The organism is Pseudomonas sp. LFM046, assembly GCF_000949385.2.
In the GTDB taxonomy this organism is placed as follows: Bacteria; Pseudomonadota; Gammaproteobacteria; order Pseudomonadales; family Pseudomonadaceae; genus Metapseudomonas.
In genome coordinates this window covers 3,329,745-3,346,237 of the sequence record NZ_JYKO02000001.1, presented here as the reverse complement: position 1 = coordinate 3,346,237, position 16,493 = coordinate 3,329,745, and the positions used below count along the sequence as shown (strand labels likewise).

Genomic DNA, 16,493 nt, shown 5'->3' with positions numbered 1-16,493 from the left:
ACTTTCACTCCTTGCGCGGGTGGTCATGCGACGCTCAGTTGGAGCGGGATCGAGTGGTGCTCGTGCAGGTGGCCCTTGCCCAGCCACTGGTCCAACTGATCCCAGATGTCGGGCGCGAGCAGGTTGCGTTCATCCAGCCAGTCTTCGCTGAAGACCGTGTGCAGGTACTTTTCGCCGCCGTCGGCCACCGGCACCACGACGTTGCCGCCGATGACACCTTCGTGGATCAGTTCCAGTGCCTTGTAGATGACGCCGCCGGTGGAGCCCCCGACCAGCAGCGCGGCATTCCGGGCCATGTACCTGGCGGTCTCGAAGGCCTGGGAGTCGGTGACCTGCAGGCCCATGTCGATGCAGCTGTAGTCCAGCACCAGGCCAACGGTGTCGCCCTTGGGCGTGCCGGTGCCGGACTGGTAGTAGGGGTGGCCCGGCTGGCCGAACACGATGGAGCCGGCTGGCTCGACCGCCACGGTGACGATGTCCGGGTTGTGCAGCTTCAGGCCGCGAGCGATACCCGTCATCGATCCCCCCGTGCCCACGCAGCCGACATAGGCGCCGATGCTGCCGCCGGCCTGGCTGATGACTTCCCGTACGAAGTCGGAATAGCCGCCGGGATTGGCCGCATTGTCGGACTGGTTCATGAACACGGCGCCGGGCAACTGGCTGGCCAGTTCGGCGGCCAGGCGCTGGCGCTCGACCACCGCGACTTCGTCTTCCTGGTAGGTGCCTTCGACGTAGCGGATTTCCGCACCGAGGGCCTGCATGACCGCGATCTTGTCCTGCGCAGCGTGGTGGTCGACCACCGCGATGAAGCGCAGACCGAACTCCACCGCGGCCATGGCGAGGCCGATCCCGGTGTTGCCGGAGGACGATTCGACGACCACGCCGCCCGGTTTCAGCCGACCGGATTTCAGCGCGGCCAGCACCATGTTGCGGGCCATTCGATCCTTGATACTGCCGCCCGGATTGTTCTTCTCGATCTTGAGCAAAAGCCTGGAACTTGTATCGGGAACTGCAATGCTCAACATCGGCGTGTTGCCGATCAGGTCAGAAACTTTCTTCACTATCATTGAAACGCTCCCTTCAATAATCAGGTGAAAACTCAATGCTTTCGTCTGCACTACGAATTGCCGTCAATCGAGTTGGCAGGGGATGGCGATGGAATTCGTTTTCCAATAAGTCCATCTGATAGCCAGCGGTATTGACGTACACCAATAGGTCACCCGGTTTCGGAGTAACGCTAAAGTTGATGAGGCGGTTGGTTATTACGTCGTCATCCAGACAGCTGTGTCCGGCGATATAGGCTTGAGTGGGTGCGCAACGTGTGCTGTCCGTGCACGTGGCCGATATATGAATCGGGTCGATCAGAAATTCCGAGTTGAACCAGGTTTCGCAGGCGCTGAAGCTGCTGCCTTCGGCAAATAGAACCGTCCTGTTATTGGCCAGTTGCTTCGTGCGGGTAATGCGGAAGATGGACAGGGCGGCCTGGTCCACCAGGCTGCGGCCCGGCTCCAGTGCCAGTATCAAGTCCTGTTGCTCGAGGTAGTCGGCGATGGATAAGCCGTCCACACAGGCCGAATCCAGCAGTTGTTCCAGCCACTCTGCGGCAGTGAGGTGGCCGCCGTAGGGATAGAAAGAGACGGGCACCTTGTGGTTGCGATAGTCGCTGGCGCTGTTGTGTGAACGCAGGAATGCCGCGTAGGACGCCGGGTCGACATACTGCATGGGCAGTCCGCCACCGATATCCACCATGCGGGGAGCGAGGCCCATCTCGCGGGCGGCTTCGATGTGGGGCGCCAGCTCGGCCAGGGCGCGAGCGCGATCTCCGAAGGCATAGCCGCTCAGGTGGAAGTGGAAGCCTTCGAACTGGAGCAGCCCGGGGATCTGTGCCAGGCGCTGCAGGCATTGCAGCAGGTCCACGGCATCCATGCCGAAGCGGCTGGAGTCGCAGAATATCGGGCGATAGCGCAGCAGCACGCGGGCTTTTCCGGCAGCGCCCAGGCGCGTCGCCGTCGATTCCAGATGGGCGAACTCCTCCAGGGAATCGACGGAAATCAGGGCGCCATCGAGGAGCAGCGCTTCGTGGAAGGCGGTGGTCTTGGCCGGGCCCGTTGCGCACAGCTGCTCGGCTTTCGCCCCGGCGCGGCGCGCATCCTGGAACTCATGGATGCTCGAAACGTCCACGCCGATGCCCGCGCTGACCGCCGCCCTCACCAGGGCTTTCGATTTGTTGGCCTTGGCGCCGTAGAAGATCTGGTGGCGGACCCTTCGAGCATTCAGGACCTGGCGCATGGCCAGGACGTTGGCGGCCAGTGCATGGGGCCAGACGATGTTCAGCGGCGAACCGTGTTCCTCGACCAGTTCGATCAGCTTCCGGGGTTTTTCATGAATCAGCTGCCCGACAATCGGGTCGATCAAGGGCTGCAACCAATCTGACTTATAGGCAACGAAGTGATCGGTTGAAGACACGGAAACAATCTTCGACATGATGTATTTCCTGATGCAGAAAGGTCCTGATCTCAAATGGCGGGCGCGACTAGGCGTGGCATTTGAGTCAAATGTCAGTGTCTTGGGCGGATATTGAATCGGGCTAAGTGGAGCGGCTGTTTCGCTCGAACGGGAAAGGGAAGTTCCCGGTCAGGGAGTTGTCCTGTGCATCCAGACTTTCTTGCATGGTTCTATTCCTTCAGGTTTGCACTAATGGCAATCAGCCATTGGTCATGGGGTCCGGCCCAGCAAACTTCGTGCGAATTGATGTCATGGAGGAATTGCAACTCCCATCAGGTGATCCGTTGAGTAGGAAGTTGCCTTGGTGTGGTGCAGACAATATTGATACTGCGAATGATTATCAAGTAGATTGACTGAAATTTTTCGGCCGCCGGTGAAGCGCCGAAACGAACCGTGATGCGTCGATGAACAGCGATATGGAAACCGTGGCCCGGAGCTCGTCCGGCCCAACGGACGCAGCCCGATCCCTGGTGCGTCATTCCAGGGATAGGGGGCTGCGAGGCTTTTGATCATCCCCTTTACTGAGCTCAGCTAAGGACCAGCGTATGACCCACAACCGCCCCAACGTCGATCTGAAATACCCCATCACCTACCTGTTCGTACCCGGCAACCACCCGGAGCGCTTCGCCAAGGCCGTGGAGGCCGCGCCTGATGCGATCATCCTGGACCTCGAGGACGCGGTGCATCCCGACAGCAAGGCTGCCGCGCGGGATGGCATCCAGGCGTGGCAGGAGAGCACGCCGAGCACCCGCTGCGACCGCTACATCCGCCTGAACAGTGTGGGCAGCCCGCTGTTCAAGCAGGACCTGGCCTGGCTGATCGAATTGCGCCACCCGGAACGCTGCGCCGGCATCTTCCTGCCGAAAGCCGAGAACCCGAGCGAGACGGCCCAAGCCGTGGAGCGGCTGCGTGCGTGGAACCCCAAGGCGAAGATCGTGGCCATCATCGAGACGGCCACGGGCCTGCAGAACGTCGAGGCCCTTTCCGCCATCCCTGGAATCGCTCGCCTGGCCTTCGGCTCCCTGGATTTCTCCCTGGATATCAACTGCAACCAGTTTCGCGATGCCTTCCTCCTGGCCCGCAGCCGAATCGTGGTCGCGTCCCGTACCGCGGGGCTGCCGGCCCCGATTGACGCCGTCACCCCCGCGATCGAAGACATCGCCGTGGTCGGCGATGACGCACGGTACGCGCGGGCGCTGGGCTTCACCGCCAAGCTCTGCATCCATCCGCTGCAGGTGGACGCCGTGCAGGCCGCCTTCCTGCCGGACCAGGGGCAACTGGCCTGGGCGGGCCGGGTGATGCAAGCGGCCTCGCGGGGCAGTCACGCGGTCAAGGTGGATGGCGAGATGGTGGACCTGCCCCTTATCGAGCAGGCCCAGCGGATGCTGGCGGTCGCCAATGTCTACGGTCGCTGATGCCGGGAACCGGCGCTCATCTGGCGAACACTCTACGCAGAACAGGAGATCACCCGTGGACGGCTTCAACGCGCCAAAGGATGAAGTATTCGAGCATCGCGACGGTTACGAGGTCGCGCTCAAAGCGGTTACCTGCATTCGCCAGTCGGAGCAGGTGGATGTGCAGAACGTCCTGCAGCTGTGCGATGCGATCGCCCGCAAGGGCCACTGGCTGGAGCCGATAGTCGTGGAAAGGTCCCAGGGGATCGTCATGGACGGCAATCACCGCCTGAGCGCGGCCAGACGGCTGGGCCTGACGCGGGTCCCGTGCATCCTGCTGGAGTACGGTGACCCGCGCGTGCGGGTGCACCACTGGACCAGCGGGGATTCATTCGAGATCGCGCACATCTACCGGACCATCGCCCGTGGGGAGCTGTTCCCCTACAAGACCACGCGTCACCGGTTCACCCCGGCGCTACCGACGGTTTCCGTGCCGCTGAGCAACCTGCTGGGTTGAGGGGGACCGCGCCGGCCTTGCGGTGATCGCCGCAAGGCTGGCTCCGTCGACGGAAGGGGCGAACGAGGCGGGTCAGTAGACCTCGGGCACCATCAGGTCGGCGGGAGTCGGCGCGCGCAGGTAATCCTTGTGATGCATGCGCTGCGGCAGCTCGACCAGGGGAAGTTCCACATCCTCGTAGGGGATCTGGCTGAGCAGGTGATGGATGCGGTTCAGGCGCGCGGTCGTTCGGCGCGGGCAGAGCGGCCACGCGGCATACGCGGGGATTGAGGCGCTGGGTGATGCGTTTGATGACGCCACCCTTGCCGGCGGCGTCGCGGCCTTCGAAGAGGATGACCACCTTGTGGCCGGTCTTGACCACCCAGCTCTGCAGCTTCACCAGTTCGCCCTGGAGGCGGAACAGCTCGCGGAAGTAACTTCGGCGGGCGGCTTTTTCCGGGCTATCCGGGGGTGTTCTCGTCGAACAGCTCGTCGAGGTTCTCGGCATCCTCCGCCAGCTCCAGTTCAAGCTCTTCGTCGCTGTGGTCGATCAGCTCGCGATGGATGCGCTGGATCAGGGCGTCATCTGGCCTCGGGAAGGGTGTGCCCTCGATGCTAGGGCGTCTCCGTGGCAGGCCGGTGACAGTCCGTGTCCTGCGCTTGCCGGGGACTAGCGGGACACGCTCGACGGCGGCGAAATGTCTTCCCAGGATGATGCGTTCAGCGAGCCGATCACGCTGGGCTCACCCTGGGAATCGGCGAGGTGCAGGAACAGCGAGGCGCCGTAGGACGGTGTCCGGTACGACGGGAGCCCGAGGCTGGCCTGGAGGTAGTTCACGCACTCGCTATGGGTGACCAGGACCAGGTTCCGGTGCGGCTTCTTGTGCTGGGCGATCTGCTCGCGGAAGTCATCCTTGCAGTTGACCAGCCACTCGCCGGCCGGCACCGGCGAATCGAACATGTAGGTCGAGGTCTGCACGGCGCGGGTCAAGGGGCTGGTGTAGATGTCCGTCGCCTGGAGGCCCAGGGACCTGAAGTTGCTGCCCAACTGGGCTGCGACCGGAGCCGCGCGCTCGGTGATGCCATCGGCGCTGTTCAGACAGGGGGCGTCGGCATGGTCACACCGTTCGACGTGGCGCACCAGCACCACCAGGTCGCCATGCCGCCAGTGCTCGAGCAGCTTCTCGCGCGCCGACTGGTCTGCGCGTCCCAGGTCCGGAATCAACCGCTCGAACAGCACCTCATGGGCAGCCACGGCGGTGGCATAGAGGGATGCCACCACGAGGAGCAGCTTGTAGCGTTTGCGCAGCAGCAACAGGAGAACGCTTTTGCACTGTGCGAGGAGGGGCAGGAGGCCAGCGCGGATCATGCGCAGCCCCCCGTTTCTCCTGAGCAAATGCCACGGGCGGGGAGGGCGTGCGCCATGGTTGCCACTGCGGGAATCTGCACCATGTTTCTCGGCACCATCGGGTAATCAGATGTGCCGATGGTGGGCTGCGCGGTATGAAAAATTCGTCATCAAGACGTGACAATTTCGCTAAATCCCGGTCAGGCCTCCGGCGGTGTCTGACCGGTGGTCGCGGCTGGGGCCTTGTCGAGGCCGCAGCCTTCGCCCAGCTGGATCAACCAGGCTTCCTTGCGATGCTTCAGGAAGGGTTCGAAGTGGCGGGCGACGCATGACTTCAGCGGCTGCAGGGACGCTGGAATCGCGCCCGTGACAAACAGTTGTGCCCCGGAGCTGTCGATGGACGGGATCGAGCCTTCCGACACCGGCTTGACTGGGCGCCCGGCGTAATACACCAGGCGCATGTCCGGCTCGCCGAGGCTGTAGAGGGGCTGATCCGGGTGGGCACGGACTGCCTCGCTGACTTCCGGCAGGGCCTGCACCCGGTACGCGAAGACGCGGGGTTCCAGGATCGTGAAGAACGCGACGAAGCAAAACAGGGCAAAGGGCGGCAGCCACACCTGCACGCGGCGCTTCCAGCCCTGCCAGGCGCCCATCAGTGCCACCCAGTGCCATGCCAGGACCAGCGCGAGCGCCGGGTAGATTGGCAGCAGGTACTTCGCGTGCTTGTCATTGAATGCCGAGAAGACCAGCAGCGGGACGAGCACGGCACAGGCCATCAGCTTCAGCTCGCCGTGGGTCCTGATGCTCGCCCAGAGTTGCCGGGGCCGCACGAGGAGGATCAGCCAGAAGGGGAAGAAGTCACCGGCCAGGTAGCCGAGGTAGGCGTACCAGGGTTCCCCGTTGCTGCCGCTGACCTTGTTGACGATGTCCTGCTGGAAGATCGACTGCCAGATGCCGACGCCTTCCTGCAGGGTCACCGCCAAGTACCAGGACACGCCCATGGCGATGGCGATCAACCAGCCGAGGGGGTCGCACAGCAGCGCCTTCCCTCGCCCGTGGCGCTGGAGCAGCACGAACACCAGGAGCGGCGCCGTCACCAGCAACAGGCTGACCGGGCCCTTGGTCAGCAGGCCGCAGCCCAGGAGCGTGTAGCTGAGCAGAATCCAGCGCCGGCGCGGGTCGTGGAACAGGTAGAACCAGGCGGCCAGCAAGGAAAGGACGCAGAACCCCGCCAGGGTCATTTCGATTTCGGCCCGCCGGGCGAAGATGCTGAAGCCGGCATTGGCCGCGAGGAACAGGGCGGCGTAGAGGCCGACGCTCCTGCCGCCGATACGCGAACCCGCCACATAGGTGCTGGCCAGCAGCGCCACGGCGAAGAGCGCCGAGGGCAGGCGCATGGCCCACTCGGTAACGCCGCCGGACAGCTCTACCGGCAGCAGCGCGAGCCAATAGAAGAGGGGTGGCTTGGCCAGATAGAGGTCCCCGTTCATGCGCGGGATCATCCAGTTGCCGGCCTCGAACATCTCGCGAACGGTCACCGCCCTCCGGGCTTCGTTGACGCTGAGGAAGGGGATATCGCCGTTACCCCAGAGACACAGCAGGAGCATCAGCGCGACAAGGGCTACGCTCCAGTACCAGCGGTCCAGATCGGATTCCGTGGCCATCGACGGCATCCCTGGGGTGGTTGCGGGGTGAGTGATGCTCATGGGGTGGCTTGCGCCTCTTCTGGCTTTTTCGGGTGGACTTCCGCGATCGGGTAGGGGGCCGCCGTGTCGGCGTGAGCCCCGAGCAGGCGCAGCGCGGTCGGGGCGTCCACCAGGGCGGCGACGCCTCCCCGGTAACCCTGGCGGGGAATGGCCGGTTCTGCGGCCAGGGCGTTGGCGTCCTTCCAGTACAGGACGGTGCTGGCGCCCGGATTGGCTTTCAGCCACTCCACCAGGCGCGCCTCATCGGTGAACTCGGCCAGCGGCTGGCGCAGCCGGCCGGCGAACTGGAACTGGTCGTGATAGAAGCCGCTATTGGCGACGACACGGCCGGCGGCCTGTTCCTGCCGTATGGCGTCGGCCAGGGGGGCGATGTCGAAGTCAGCGCGGAACGCCGCCGAGAGCGAGAGTTGCAGCAGCGCCGCCAGCAGCGAGCCGAACACCGCCAGCCTTGGCACCGAGGCGACTCGGCGCCGGGCCAGGAACCAGGTGGCGGGCGCCAGGGCCAGCAACGCCAGGGCGGGGACCAGGGACGGCGCAGCGGCCAGTCCCTTCTTCGGCAGCGGGACCCATCCCAGGGCCAGCACTGCCAGCGCCAGACCCAGGGCGGCAGCGGCGGCGGGCAACCAGGAGACACCGGCCAGCGTGCGTCCCGCCAAGGCGCGAGCGACCAGCAGGGCGAAGGCGGGGAACAGCGGGATCAGGTAATGGACCTGCTTGCCGCTGATCAGGGAAAGCGCCACCAGCACCGGCACCAGCCAGGCAAGGCAGAAGCGGGTGCCCGGGTCCAGTCCCTCGCGCAGCAACTGGCGACTGCCACGCCACACGGCGGGCCAGAGCAGCCATGGAAAGAGCAGGAAGGGCAGGGTTGGCAGGTACCACCAGAACGGCCGGCGGTGAGCGAAGGACTGGACCATGCGCTCGGCGGTCTGCCCCCAGAAGATCGCGTGCCGGTACGACTCGCCGCCGCTGAGACCGGCCGGAATGGCCCAGGCCAGGGCGATGGCCGCGCCGAACAGGGCTGCCAGGGCGACACCGGCGAGCCAGCGGTGCCGGGTCAATGCGGGCTGCCACCAGAACGCGAGCAGCGCCACCGGCAAGGTATGCAGCAGGATCACCGGTCCCTTGGCCAGCACCCCCAGGCCGATGGCCAGGCCGAGCAGGAGAAAGCCCTTCCGGTCTCCCTGGGCGGCGCTCAGGGTTCCATGCATGCCCAACAGGGTGAAGAAGGCCAGCAGGACGTCGAACATGGCCGAGGTGGAGAAGGCGATCCACAGCAGGCAACTGCTGAGCACCAGCGCCGTCGTACCGCCGACACCGGACTGAGCGGGCCAGAGCCGCCGCGCCAGGCCCCAGGCCAGCAGCAGGCTGGCGGCGGAGAACAGCGGCGACACCAGGCGGGGCCACCATTCATTGACGCCGAACAGCGTCCAGCCCGCCTGGTACAGCCACATCAGCAGGGGCGGCTTGTCGCTGTAGGGGAGACCGTTCTTGATCGGGACCAGGAACTCGCCGCGCAGCCACATTTCCCAGGCGACGCCGATGTAGCGGGTCTCGTCGATGGGGGTGAGCGGTCGGGTGTGAATGCCCACCAGGGTCAGCAGGGCAAGCAGGGTAATGGCCAGCAGCAGCCAGGTGCGATCCTGGTGTCCAGCGCTTCCGTGCGGTGCAGCCATCGAATTCGCTCCCCCCAACATCGTGTCGATTCCTTGTGCAAGCGTTCCGGCGGGTCATGCCGCTTTATTGTTTAGCTCGTTGGCCATTCTTCTTCGCCTGCACGGTCCTGGTTTCCCCAGTTCCTCAGCGCCTGCAAGTCGCCGCGCGTACGTTCGGGCCAGCCCTATGCGCTGCACTTCGGTTTGAGGGTGAAGGTGCGCGAGACGTCGACTGCCCCCAGGTGTTCGAGGGTGCGACGGCCGATCAGCACCGGGTAGATCATCTTGCCGCGGTTGCGCAGGGAGAATTCCTCGTCGTAGCGCTGGTCACCGATGCAGATGGACATCTGCACCACCGGGCGGTGATCCACGCCGCCGGCACCGCGCACCTTCACGTTGCGCACCACCGGCCGCTCGAACTCGCTGATCACGCTCTCTCCAGACTTGGCATCGGTCAGCTCCACCGTGAAGCGAACCCATTTCCTGCCATCGCGGTTGAACGGCTCGATGTCCTTGGCGTCCAGGGAGGAGGTTAGTGCACCGGTATCCATTTTGGCCTTGACCATGACCTTCTCGGGCAACAGCAGAGCGTCTTCCACCCAGCCCACCACCCGGGGCTGTGCTTGGGCGGTGACCGCCAGCAGGCTGCCGAACAACAGGCCAAGGACCCGGCCTGTGAGAAGTTTGAAGCGACGCATGAACGACTCCGTTGATTCGGATGGAGTACCGGAAACTGGGCGTCAGACTAGGGGGGCGGATGTGAAATCACTGTCAGGCCCCTGTGAAGATTTTGTGATGGCGCAATGGAATCCGGCGCCGCTGGACAGGGCAGGGCTGGTACGAATATCGACCTCGCAGCAAGGCGCGGGAAAATCGGCTGTACTGAAGATTTACGATGCGTTGGCAGCAGGAGGTCAGGCCATGACACGTTTTCGGATCGTTACCTGGGTCACTGCCCTGTTCCTGGCGGCCTCGGCAGGCTCTACCTGGGCTACGGAACAGGCCCAGCAGCGCCGCGCCGCGCGGGATGTCCGTCAGGAAACCCGTCAGGATGCCCGCCAGATCAAGCAGGACTGCCGCGCCGCAGACCAGCAGTACAACGCCGAATGCCGGCAGGACAAACGGCAAACGAAGCAGCAAGGGCGGGAGAGAGCCCGGGATATCAAGTACTGAGCGGCGCAGCAGGAGGAAACGGCTCGGGGCATCGGCCCGCTCGTGGCCCGGTCTGCTGGCAGGGGTGTTGCCCGTGAACAATACTTGAGCACTTCATTCCGAAGCAGACGGTAACCATCATGAAGCAGGAGAAGGCCGGCTCGTCGGCAGCAGAGGACGCAGGTTCTGCCGCTCAATTGATCGATGCACGAATTGCAGCGTTGGGTGATTGGCGCGGAGAAACCCTCGCCTGGGCCCGCGCGCTCATCAGGCAGGCCGACCCCGATGTGGTCGAGGAATGGAAGTGGAGCGTTCCGGTGTGGTCCCACGCCGGCATCATCTGCACCGGAGAAACCTACAAGCAGGTCGTGAAGTTGACCTTCGCCAAGGGCGCCTCGCTGGAAGACCCTTCGGGCCTGTTCAACTCCAGCCTCGAAGGCAATACCCGGCGTGCCATCGATATCCGTGAAGGCGAGCGCCTTGATGAAGCGGCGTTGAAGGCGCTCATTCTCGCCGCCGCGGCCCTCAATACCTCCGCCCCCAGCCGCCGGCGCAAGGAAGCCAGGGGCGCCTGACGGTGCCGAGTGCCCCCGACGAACGAAGGCATCGATGTGTAGGGTGTGCCGCGCGCACCGGTGTTTGGGTGCCGCGCGGTGCTGACCTCGTCATTGGTGCGCACAGCGCACCCTACGATTGGCCAAGTGCCGTAGTCGGTACGGGGCTTCAGGCGTTTGCTCGATAGCGCGGCGCCGGCTGGTTGGTGGACAACTGGGAGGACAGGGCGCGACGTTGGGCCTCGAAGGTTTTCCATTGTTCGAAGTCCTGCAGCGCCGGAAGGGAGATCAGTTCGCCTCGGTCGAAGTCGATCAGCGCCGCATCGACCAGGTCGTCCGCCGACATCACGATGCCCGGGTCCAGATGCTCCAATGGCAGGCCGCCAGTTGCCCAGAAGTCAGTGGCAGTGGCGCCCGGCAGGACGGCCTGGACGCGAATGCCCTTGCTGGCCAGTTCGTGGTGCAGCGACAAGCTGAAGGCGGTGACAAAGGCCTTGCTGCCGCCATAGACGCCATTGAGGATCTCCGGCGCGATACTGACGATCGACGAGATGTTGATGATCGCACCGGCGCCACGGGCGACGAATCCGGGCGCGGCGGCATAGGTCAGGCGGGTGAGGGCGGTGACGTTGAGGTCGATCATCCTCGCCATCTCCTGCACGTCGCTGTCCAGCAACGGGGTATGGGTGCCAACCCCGGCGTTGTTCACCAATAGGGTGATGCTTGCGTCCTCCTTCAGCTTCGCCTCGACCCTGGCCAGTGCCTCGTGATCCCCCAGGTCGGCTTCGATGACCTCGACCGCGCGTTGGGTGTCCCGAGTGATGCGGGTGGCCAGTTCATTCAGGCGTTGGCGATTGCGTGCCACCAGGATGAGGTCGTAGCCACGGCGGGCCAGACGGTCGGCGTAGATGGCGCCGATGCCGGACGAGGCGCCGGTAATGAGGGCGGTACCGAGATGGGCTTGAGACATGGTGCTTCTCCGAGGTTGGGGGGCCTGGGAAGCATGGTGCGCCGATTTGACGATGTCCTGAATGACGTTTAGGGTGGTTTTTCAGGACATTGGAGGGTAACAGCATGCACCGCATCGGTTATTTGCTGACGGATGGGTTCCAGATGCTTTCCGTGGCGACGCAGTCGGTGTTCGAGTTCGCCAATCTTGTCGCGAAGGAACCCTTCTACAGCATCGAGAATTTCTCCCCGGAGGGCGGCCTGGTGCGGTCCTCGCTGGGGCTCTCCATCGACACGCGCCGGCTCGACACGCCCGGCCTGGCGGACACCTGGATGATTTCCGGGGTCAACGACCCACTGACGAAAGAGCCACAGGCAGCCGTCCTCGACTTCGTGCGGCGGGCCGGAGGCCAGGCGCGCCGAACCGCCGGAATCTGCACGGGCGGTTTCATCCTGGCGGCGGCGGGCGTGCTCGCCGGGCGTCGCGCCACCACCCACTGGGCCTTCGCCGCGGACATGCAGAAGCGCTATCCGGACATCGCTGTCGACGATGACCGCATCTACATCGTCGACGGCCCGATCTGGACGTCCGCCGGCATGACAGCCGGGCTCGACCTGGCCCTCGGCATGGTGGAGAAGGACTTGGGCGCCGAAGTGGCGCGCTCGGTGGCGCACAACCTGGTGATGCACCAGCGCCGCTCGGGCGGGCAATCGCAGCATTCGGAGATGCTCGACCTCGCGCCCAAATCGGACCGCATCCAGAACGCGCTGAACTACGCGCGTCGGAACCTCGCACGCCCCCTCAGCGTCGAGGAACTGGCGGACACCGCGCACTTGAGCCCACGCCAGTTCACTCGTGTCTTCACTGCGGAAACCGGGCAGTCCCCGGCCAAGGCCATCGAAGGTCTACGCCTGGAAGCCGCGCGGCTGATGATCGAGCAGAGTCGCCACTCCCTGGACATGATCGCCAGGGAAACCGGCTTCCGCGACCGGCGCCACATGCGCGAAGCCTTCATCCGGGGCTTCGGTGTTCCGCCCCAGGCGGTGCGTCGGGATGTGCGTGGCGTGGTGGGCTGAGGACGCATTCACCGGGCCGGAACCGGCCACTGCAGGACAAGGGAGGCACTGACATGAAACCCCGGATAACCCTGATCACCCTGGGGGTCGACGACCTGGAAAGGGCCGTGCGTTTCTATCGCGACGGCCTCGGTCTGCCGACCCAGGGCATAGTGGGCACCGAGTTCGAAAACGGGGCCGTGGCCTTTTTCGAACTCCAGGCCGGGCTGCAACTGGCGCTGTGGCCGAGGGCCAGCCTGGCCGACGATTCCGGCCTGCCGAGCGGCGCCCCCAGCTCGACGGACTTCTGCCTCGCCCACAACGTGGCGTCCAGGGAGGAGGTCGATGCGGTCATGGCGGAGGCCGGCGCGGCGGGGGGCGTCATCGTCAAGCCGGCGCAGGAGACCTTCTGGGGCGGGTACGCCGGCTACTTCAAGGACCCGGACCAGCACCTCTGGGAGGTGGCGTGGAATCCCCAGCTGCAGACGGCGGAGTAGGGCGGGGTGCCTGATCAGGGTGTATTTGTACCCGTCTGTATCTCAAGGCGGCTGCTTACAAAGGCATACATAACGGCCATCCGCAGACACAGGGACGGCACCTTGGCATTCGAGACTGAGCGGGATCGCCACCGATGGCCGTGACGGCTCGGATTCGAGGGTGACGGTCATGCCTGCTGCGTGTAACCAGACCGGGATGAATGCCATGAAAACCCTGAAGAGCCTGCTGACGTCCATCGCCTTCTCATTGGCCGGCGTCGCCGTCCATACCAATGCCGCCACCGAAAACCTCCGGGGTCAAAGTGGCGTCTGTTTCCAGCTGACTCCGCTTGGCAACAAACGAGCGGCATCCCAATCGGCCCAGGAGGATCACCCGCATGAGTGAACAGAACCGCGATCTGCTGCAACAGGTATTGATCGCCCACGGCGGACTGGAACGCTGGAACAGGTTCTCGACCGTCCGCGCCAGTATCGTGACCAGCGGCTCGCTGTGGGGCATGAAGGGCCTGACGCAGGACAGCACGCCACGGCAGATGACCGTCTGGCTGCATGAGCAGAGGGCGTCGGTGATGCCGTTCGGCGGGCCGGACCGGCGCACGGCTTACACCCCCGATCGAATCGCCATCGAAACCACCGACGGGCAGGTGCTGGCTGAGCGATCAAACCCGCGGGAGTCCTTCCATGACCACGGGGAAATGACGCCCTGGGACCCGCTTCAACGGGCGTATTTCAATGGCTATGCGCTCTGGTCCTACATGACCATGCCATTTCTGTTCACCTTGCCCGGTGTCAGGACCGAGGAGATTGCACCCTGGGAAGAGGGCAACCAGGCCTGGCGTCGGTTGCGGGTGCACTTTCCGGAAGGCGTGGCTACGCATAGTCCAGTGCAGGATTTTTTCTTTGGCGAGGACTTCCTGCTGCGTCGGCACGACTATCGCGTGGACATCAGCGGTGGAATGCCCGCTGCGCAGTACGTGCACGAATACATCGAGGCCGATGGGCTGCGGATACCTGGCAAACGGCGGGCATACAGACGGGACGAGCAGGATCGGGCGATCGAAACACAGCTGCTGGTCGCCATCGACTTCAGTGAACTCCGCTACGCATGACACATCCGCAAACGGGTTCCGGCGCGACGGGGGACGGCAGACACTGGGCGGGATTGGGGCTTCTGCCGCCCCAATCCCGCCCGCTTCTTCAGCTGCGTGGCAATGCGGGGGTACGCGGCGGGCTCAACCGCTTCGACCCCGTCGACTCGAATGCCGAGCCGAAGCGAAGCAGCGCCGAATCGTCATAGGCACGGCCAGCGAACGTCAGCCCGACTGGCATGCCGATGTCCGCCATCACGCCCATCGGCACGGTGACCGTGGGGACGCCCAGGTGGCGGATGGCGAGGTTGCCGTTGGCGACCCAGATGCCGTTGCTCCAGGCAATGTCGGCCGATTCCGGATTCACGTCCGCATCCGCCGGGCCGACGTCGGCGACCGTGGGGAACAGCACGGCATCAAGGCCGAGCGTGTCCATCCAGTCTTCCAGGTCGAGCTTGCGGGTTAGTTCGAGGCCGCGCAGGCCATCCGGCAGCGTGGCGATCTGGTCCCACTGCTTGATGCCGCGCTCGGCCATCCGCACGTACTCGTCCATGCCGGCCACCAGGTCGCCCTCGCGGTTCGGCAGGGTGCCGGGGTCGTGGGGGAAGATCTGCGGACCGTCCACATCCACCAGGCGATTCAGCTTGGGATCACCATTGGCGCGCAGGAAGTCATCGAAGCCCCAGGCCGACAGGTCCCACAGTTCGTCGTGGAGGAACTCCTTGGAAACGATGCCGCGATTGAACACGGTCGGTGCGCCGGGACGGTCGCCCTCGCAATTGGAAACCAGCGGGAAATCCACCTCGACCACTTCCGCGCCGGCAGCTTCGAGCGCCTTGCGGGCCTCTTCCCAGAGCGCGATCACGGAGGCGCGGGTGTCGATGCGCTGGCCAGTCGGACCGCCGATCCCCGGCGCTTCGCTGGTACCCATCTCCGGGTCTTTGTTGATGAACATGCGCGGCGCGCCGAAACGCTTGCCCTTCAGGGCATCGGCAGTGACGGCGAGCGCCAGGTAGGAGACCGGGCGCACCGAGTTGACGCTGGGAATCGGCACCCAGGGCTGTAGTCGCCACAGGTCGCCGCGCTTGTCGGCGTCTTCCGCCACGACCACGTCCAGCACTTCGAGCAGGTCCGCCATGGTGCGGGCGTAGGGAACTACTACGTCCATGGTCGGCGTCAGCGGCCAGTTGCCGCGTACCGAGATGACGCCGCGCGACGGGGTGTAGGCGCACAGGCCATTGTTCGAGGCCGGGCCACGGCCGCTCGACCAGGTTTCCTCGGCAAGGCCGAAGGCCGAGAAGCTGGCTGCGGTTGCGGTACCGGCGCCGTTGGACGAACCCGAGGCGAAGGGGGCGGTGAGGTAGTTGGCGTTGTACGGGCTTTCAGCGCGGCCGTAGACACCGCGTTGCATGCCGCCGTTCGCCATGGGTGGCATGTTGGTCTTGCCCAGGCAGATCGCACCGGCCGCGCGAAGCCGTTCAACCGTGAAGGCGTCGCGATAGGCCACCAGGTCCTTGAAGGCCGGGCTCCCGGAGGCTGCGGTGAGCCCCTTCACCAGGTAGCTGTCCTTGGCGGTATAGGGGATGCCATCCAGCGGACCGAGGGTTTCACCTCGGGCGCGGCGGGCGTCGGAAGCTTCCGCCTCCTTGAGCGCATCGGGGTTGCGAACCACCACCGCATTGAGGGCGGTGGGCGTTTCGGGGCCGTCGTAGGCATCGATCCTGGCGAGATAGGCCTGGACAAGCTCAACGGCGGTGGTGCGGCCGGACTCGAGCGCGGCACGCAGTTCGGCGATGGAAACCTCGGTGACTTCGATCATGCTGTCACCGCCGGCTGCACCTTGGACCCTGGGATATCACTGTTCAAAAAACCGGTTCTCATGACCGTCCTCCTTTAAAAGCACGACGCGCAGGTCCGAACGTGAAACCTGCGCTGGCGAAATTCCTGAGGGTTCTATTTAGCACCAAGCCGGTAGCAGAGGAATCGGGTTGGCGGTTGGCATCGCCGATGCCGCCGGTCGGTTCGACGGATTGGCGGGTGCGTTCAGCGGGCATCCCGTGAGTCGCCTATCCCAACGCCTGCGAGCAAGCTGATGAG

The 16,493-nt window shown here is 64.7% G+C and carries 16 protein-coding genes and 1 pseudogene; 8 read left to right on the top strand and 9 right to left on the bottom strand.

Going from position 1 to position 16,493, the window contains the following annotated elements; genetic code table 11:
- Positions 1-23: 23 nt before the first annotated feature.
- Positions 24-1,067 (bottom strand): cysteine synthase family protein, encoded by a 1,044-nt coding sequence (locus TQ98_RS15345; protein ID WP_044874392.1) that lies wholly within the window; start codon positions 1,065-1,067, stop codon positions 24-26.
- A 13-nt stretch (positions 1,068-1,080) separates the two neighbouring features.
- Complete coding sequence (locus TQ98_RS15340) at positions 1,081-2,484, bottom strand: Y4yA family PLP-dependent enzyme (protein ID WP_044874393.1); 1,404 nt, start codon at positions 2,482-2,484, stop codon at positions 1,081-1,083.
- 566 nt (positions 2,485-3,050) lie between these two features.
- Here TQ98_RS15340 and TQ98_RS15335 point away from each other — a divergent pair.
- Entirely contained in the window at positions 3,051-3,920 is an 870-nt protein-coding gene (locus TQ98_RS15335) for a CoA ester lyase (RefSeq protein WP_044874394.1), read from the top strand.
- A 55-nt stretch (positions 3,921-3,975) separates the two neighbouring features.
- On the top strand, positions 3,976-4,416 hold the full coding sequence (locus tag TQ98_RS15330) for a ParB N-terminal domain-containing protein (RefSeq protein ID WP_044874395.1): 441 nt from the start codon (positions 3,976-3,978) through the stop codon (positions 4,414-4,416).
- Positions 4,417-4,636: 220 nt separating this feature from the next.
- Here the strand turns inward: TQ98_RS15330 and TQ98_RS28150 are convergent.
- The 5 genes and pseudogenes from TQ98_RS28150 to TQ98_RS15305 all read right to left on the bottom strand — a co-directional run.
- Positions 4,637-4,973 (bottom strand): annotated as a pseudogene (locus tag TQ98_RS28150) (polyphosphate kinase 2); the annotation flags it as partial.
- 92 nt (positions 4,974-5,065) lie between these two features.
- A complete protein-coding gene (locus TQ98_RS15320; protein ID WP_044874396.1) occupies positions 5,066-5,764 on the bottom strand; it encodes a histidine phosphatase family protein in 699 nt (232 codons plus the stop codon).
- 179 nt (positions 5,765-5,943) lie between these two features.
- Positions 5,944-7,407 (bottom strand): glycosyltransferase family 39 protein, encoded by a 1,464-nt coding sequence (locus TQ98_RS15315; RefSeq protein ID WP_103102980.1) that lies wholly within the window; start codon positions 7,405-7,407, stop codon positions 5,944-5,946.
- A gap of 38 nt (positions 7,408-7,445) precedes the next feature.
- Positions 7,446-9,122: a glycosyltransferase family 39 protein gene (locus TQ98_RS15310; protein WP_103102979.1), complete on the bottom strand. Its 1,677-nt coding sequence runs from the start codon at positions 9,120-9,122 to the stop codon at positions 7,446-7,448.
- Positions 9,123-9,286: 164 nt separating this feature from the next.
- A complete protein-coding gene (locus TQ98_RS15305; protein ID WP_044874397.1) occupies positions 9,287-9,799 on the bottom strand; it encodes an ATP-dependent zinc protease in 513 nt (170 codons plus the stop codon).
- Between TQ98_RS15305 and TQ98_RS28145 the strand changes: the two genes are divergently transcribed.
- Together TQ98_RS28145 and TQ98_RS15295 are read left to right on the top strand one after the other, a co-directional pair.
- Positions 9,798-10,274: a hypothetical protein gene (locus TQ98_RS28145; protein WP_242443132.1), complete on the top strand. Its 477-nt coding sequence runs from the start codon at positions 9,798-9,800 to the stop codon at positions 10,272-10,274. The two genes, TQ98_RS15305 and TQ98_RS28145, sit on opposite strands and share 2 nt — an antisense overlap.
- Before the next feature lie 119 nt (positions 10,275-10,393).
- Positions 10,394-10,828 carry a DUF1801 domain-containing protein gene (locus tag TQ98_RS15295; protein ID WP_044874399.1) on the top strand — a complete coding sequence of 145 codons (435 nt, stop codon included), beginning with the start codon at positions 10,394-10,396 and terminating at the stop codon, positions 10,826-10,828.
- Positions 10,829-10,976: 148 nt separating this feature from the next.
- On the opposite strand, the gene TQ98_RS15290 is transcribed toward TQ98_RS15295, so the two are convergent.
- Positions 10,977-11,777: an SDR family oxidoreductase gene (locus tag TQ98_RS15290; RefSeq protein WP_044874400.1), complete on the bottom strand. Its 801-nt coding sequence runs from the start codon at positions 11,775-11,777 to the stop codon at positions 10,977-10,979.
- Between the two features lie 104 nt (positions 11,778-11,881).
- Between TQ98_RS15290 and TQ98_RS15285 the strand changes: the two genes are divergently transcribed.
- From TQ98_RS15285 to TQ98_RS15270, 4 genes are all read left to right on the top strand, one after another.
- Positions 11,882-12,832 (top strand): GlxA family transcriptional regulator, encoded by a 951-nt coding sequence (locus TQ98_RS15285; protein WP_044874401.1) that lies wholly within the window; start codon positions 11,882-11,884, stop codon positions 12,830-12,832.
- A gap of 53 nt (positions 12,833-12,885) precedes the next feature.
- Positions 12,886-13,308 (top strand): VOC family protein, encoded by a 423-nt coding sequence (locus TQ98_RS15280; protein WP_044874402.1) that lies wholly within the window; start codon positions 12,886-12,888, stop codon positions 13,306-13,308.
- Between the two features lie 205 nt (positions 13,309-13,513).
- Positions 13,514-13,693: a hypothetical protein gene (locus TQ98_RS15275; protein ID WP_044874403.1), complete on the top strand. Its 180-nt coding sequence runs from the start codon at positions 13,514-13,516 to the stop codon at positions 13,691-13,693.
- Positions 13,686-14,417 (top strand): hypothetical protein, encoded by a 732-nt coding sequence (locus TQ98_RS15270; protein ID WP_044874404.1) that lies wholly within the window; start codon positions 13,686-13,688, stop codon positions 14,415-14,417. Before TQ98_RS15275 ends, TQ98_RS15270 begins: the two co-directional genes overlap by 8 nt.
- 88 nt (positions 14,418-14,505) lie before the next feature.
- Here the strand turns inward: TQ98_RS15270 and TQ98_RS15265 are convergent, their stop codons facing one another.
- Entirely contained in the window at positions 14,506-16,215 is a 1,710-nt protein-coding gene (locus tag TQ98_RS15265) for an amidase (RefSeq protein WP_044874405.1), read from the bottom strand.
- Between the last annotated feature and the right edge of the window lie 278 nt (positions 16,216-16,493).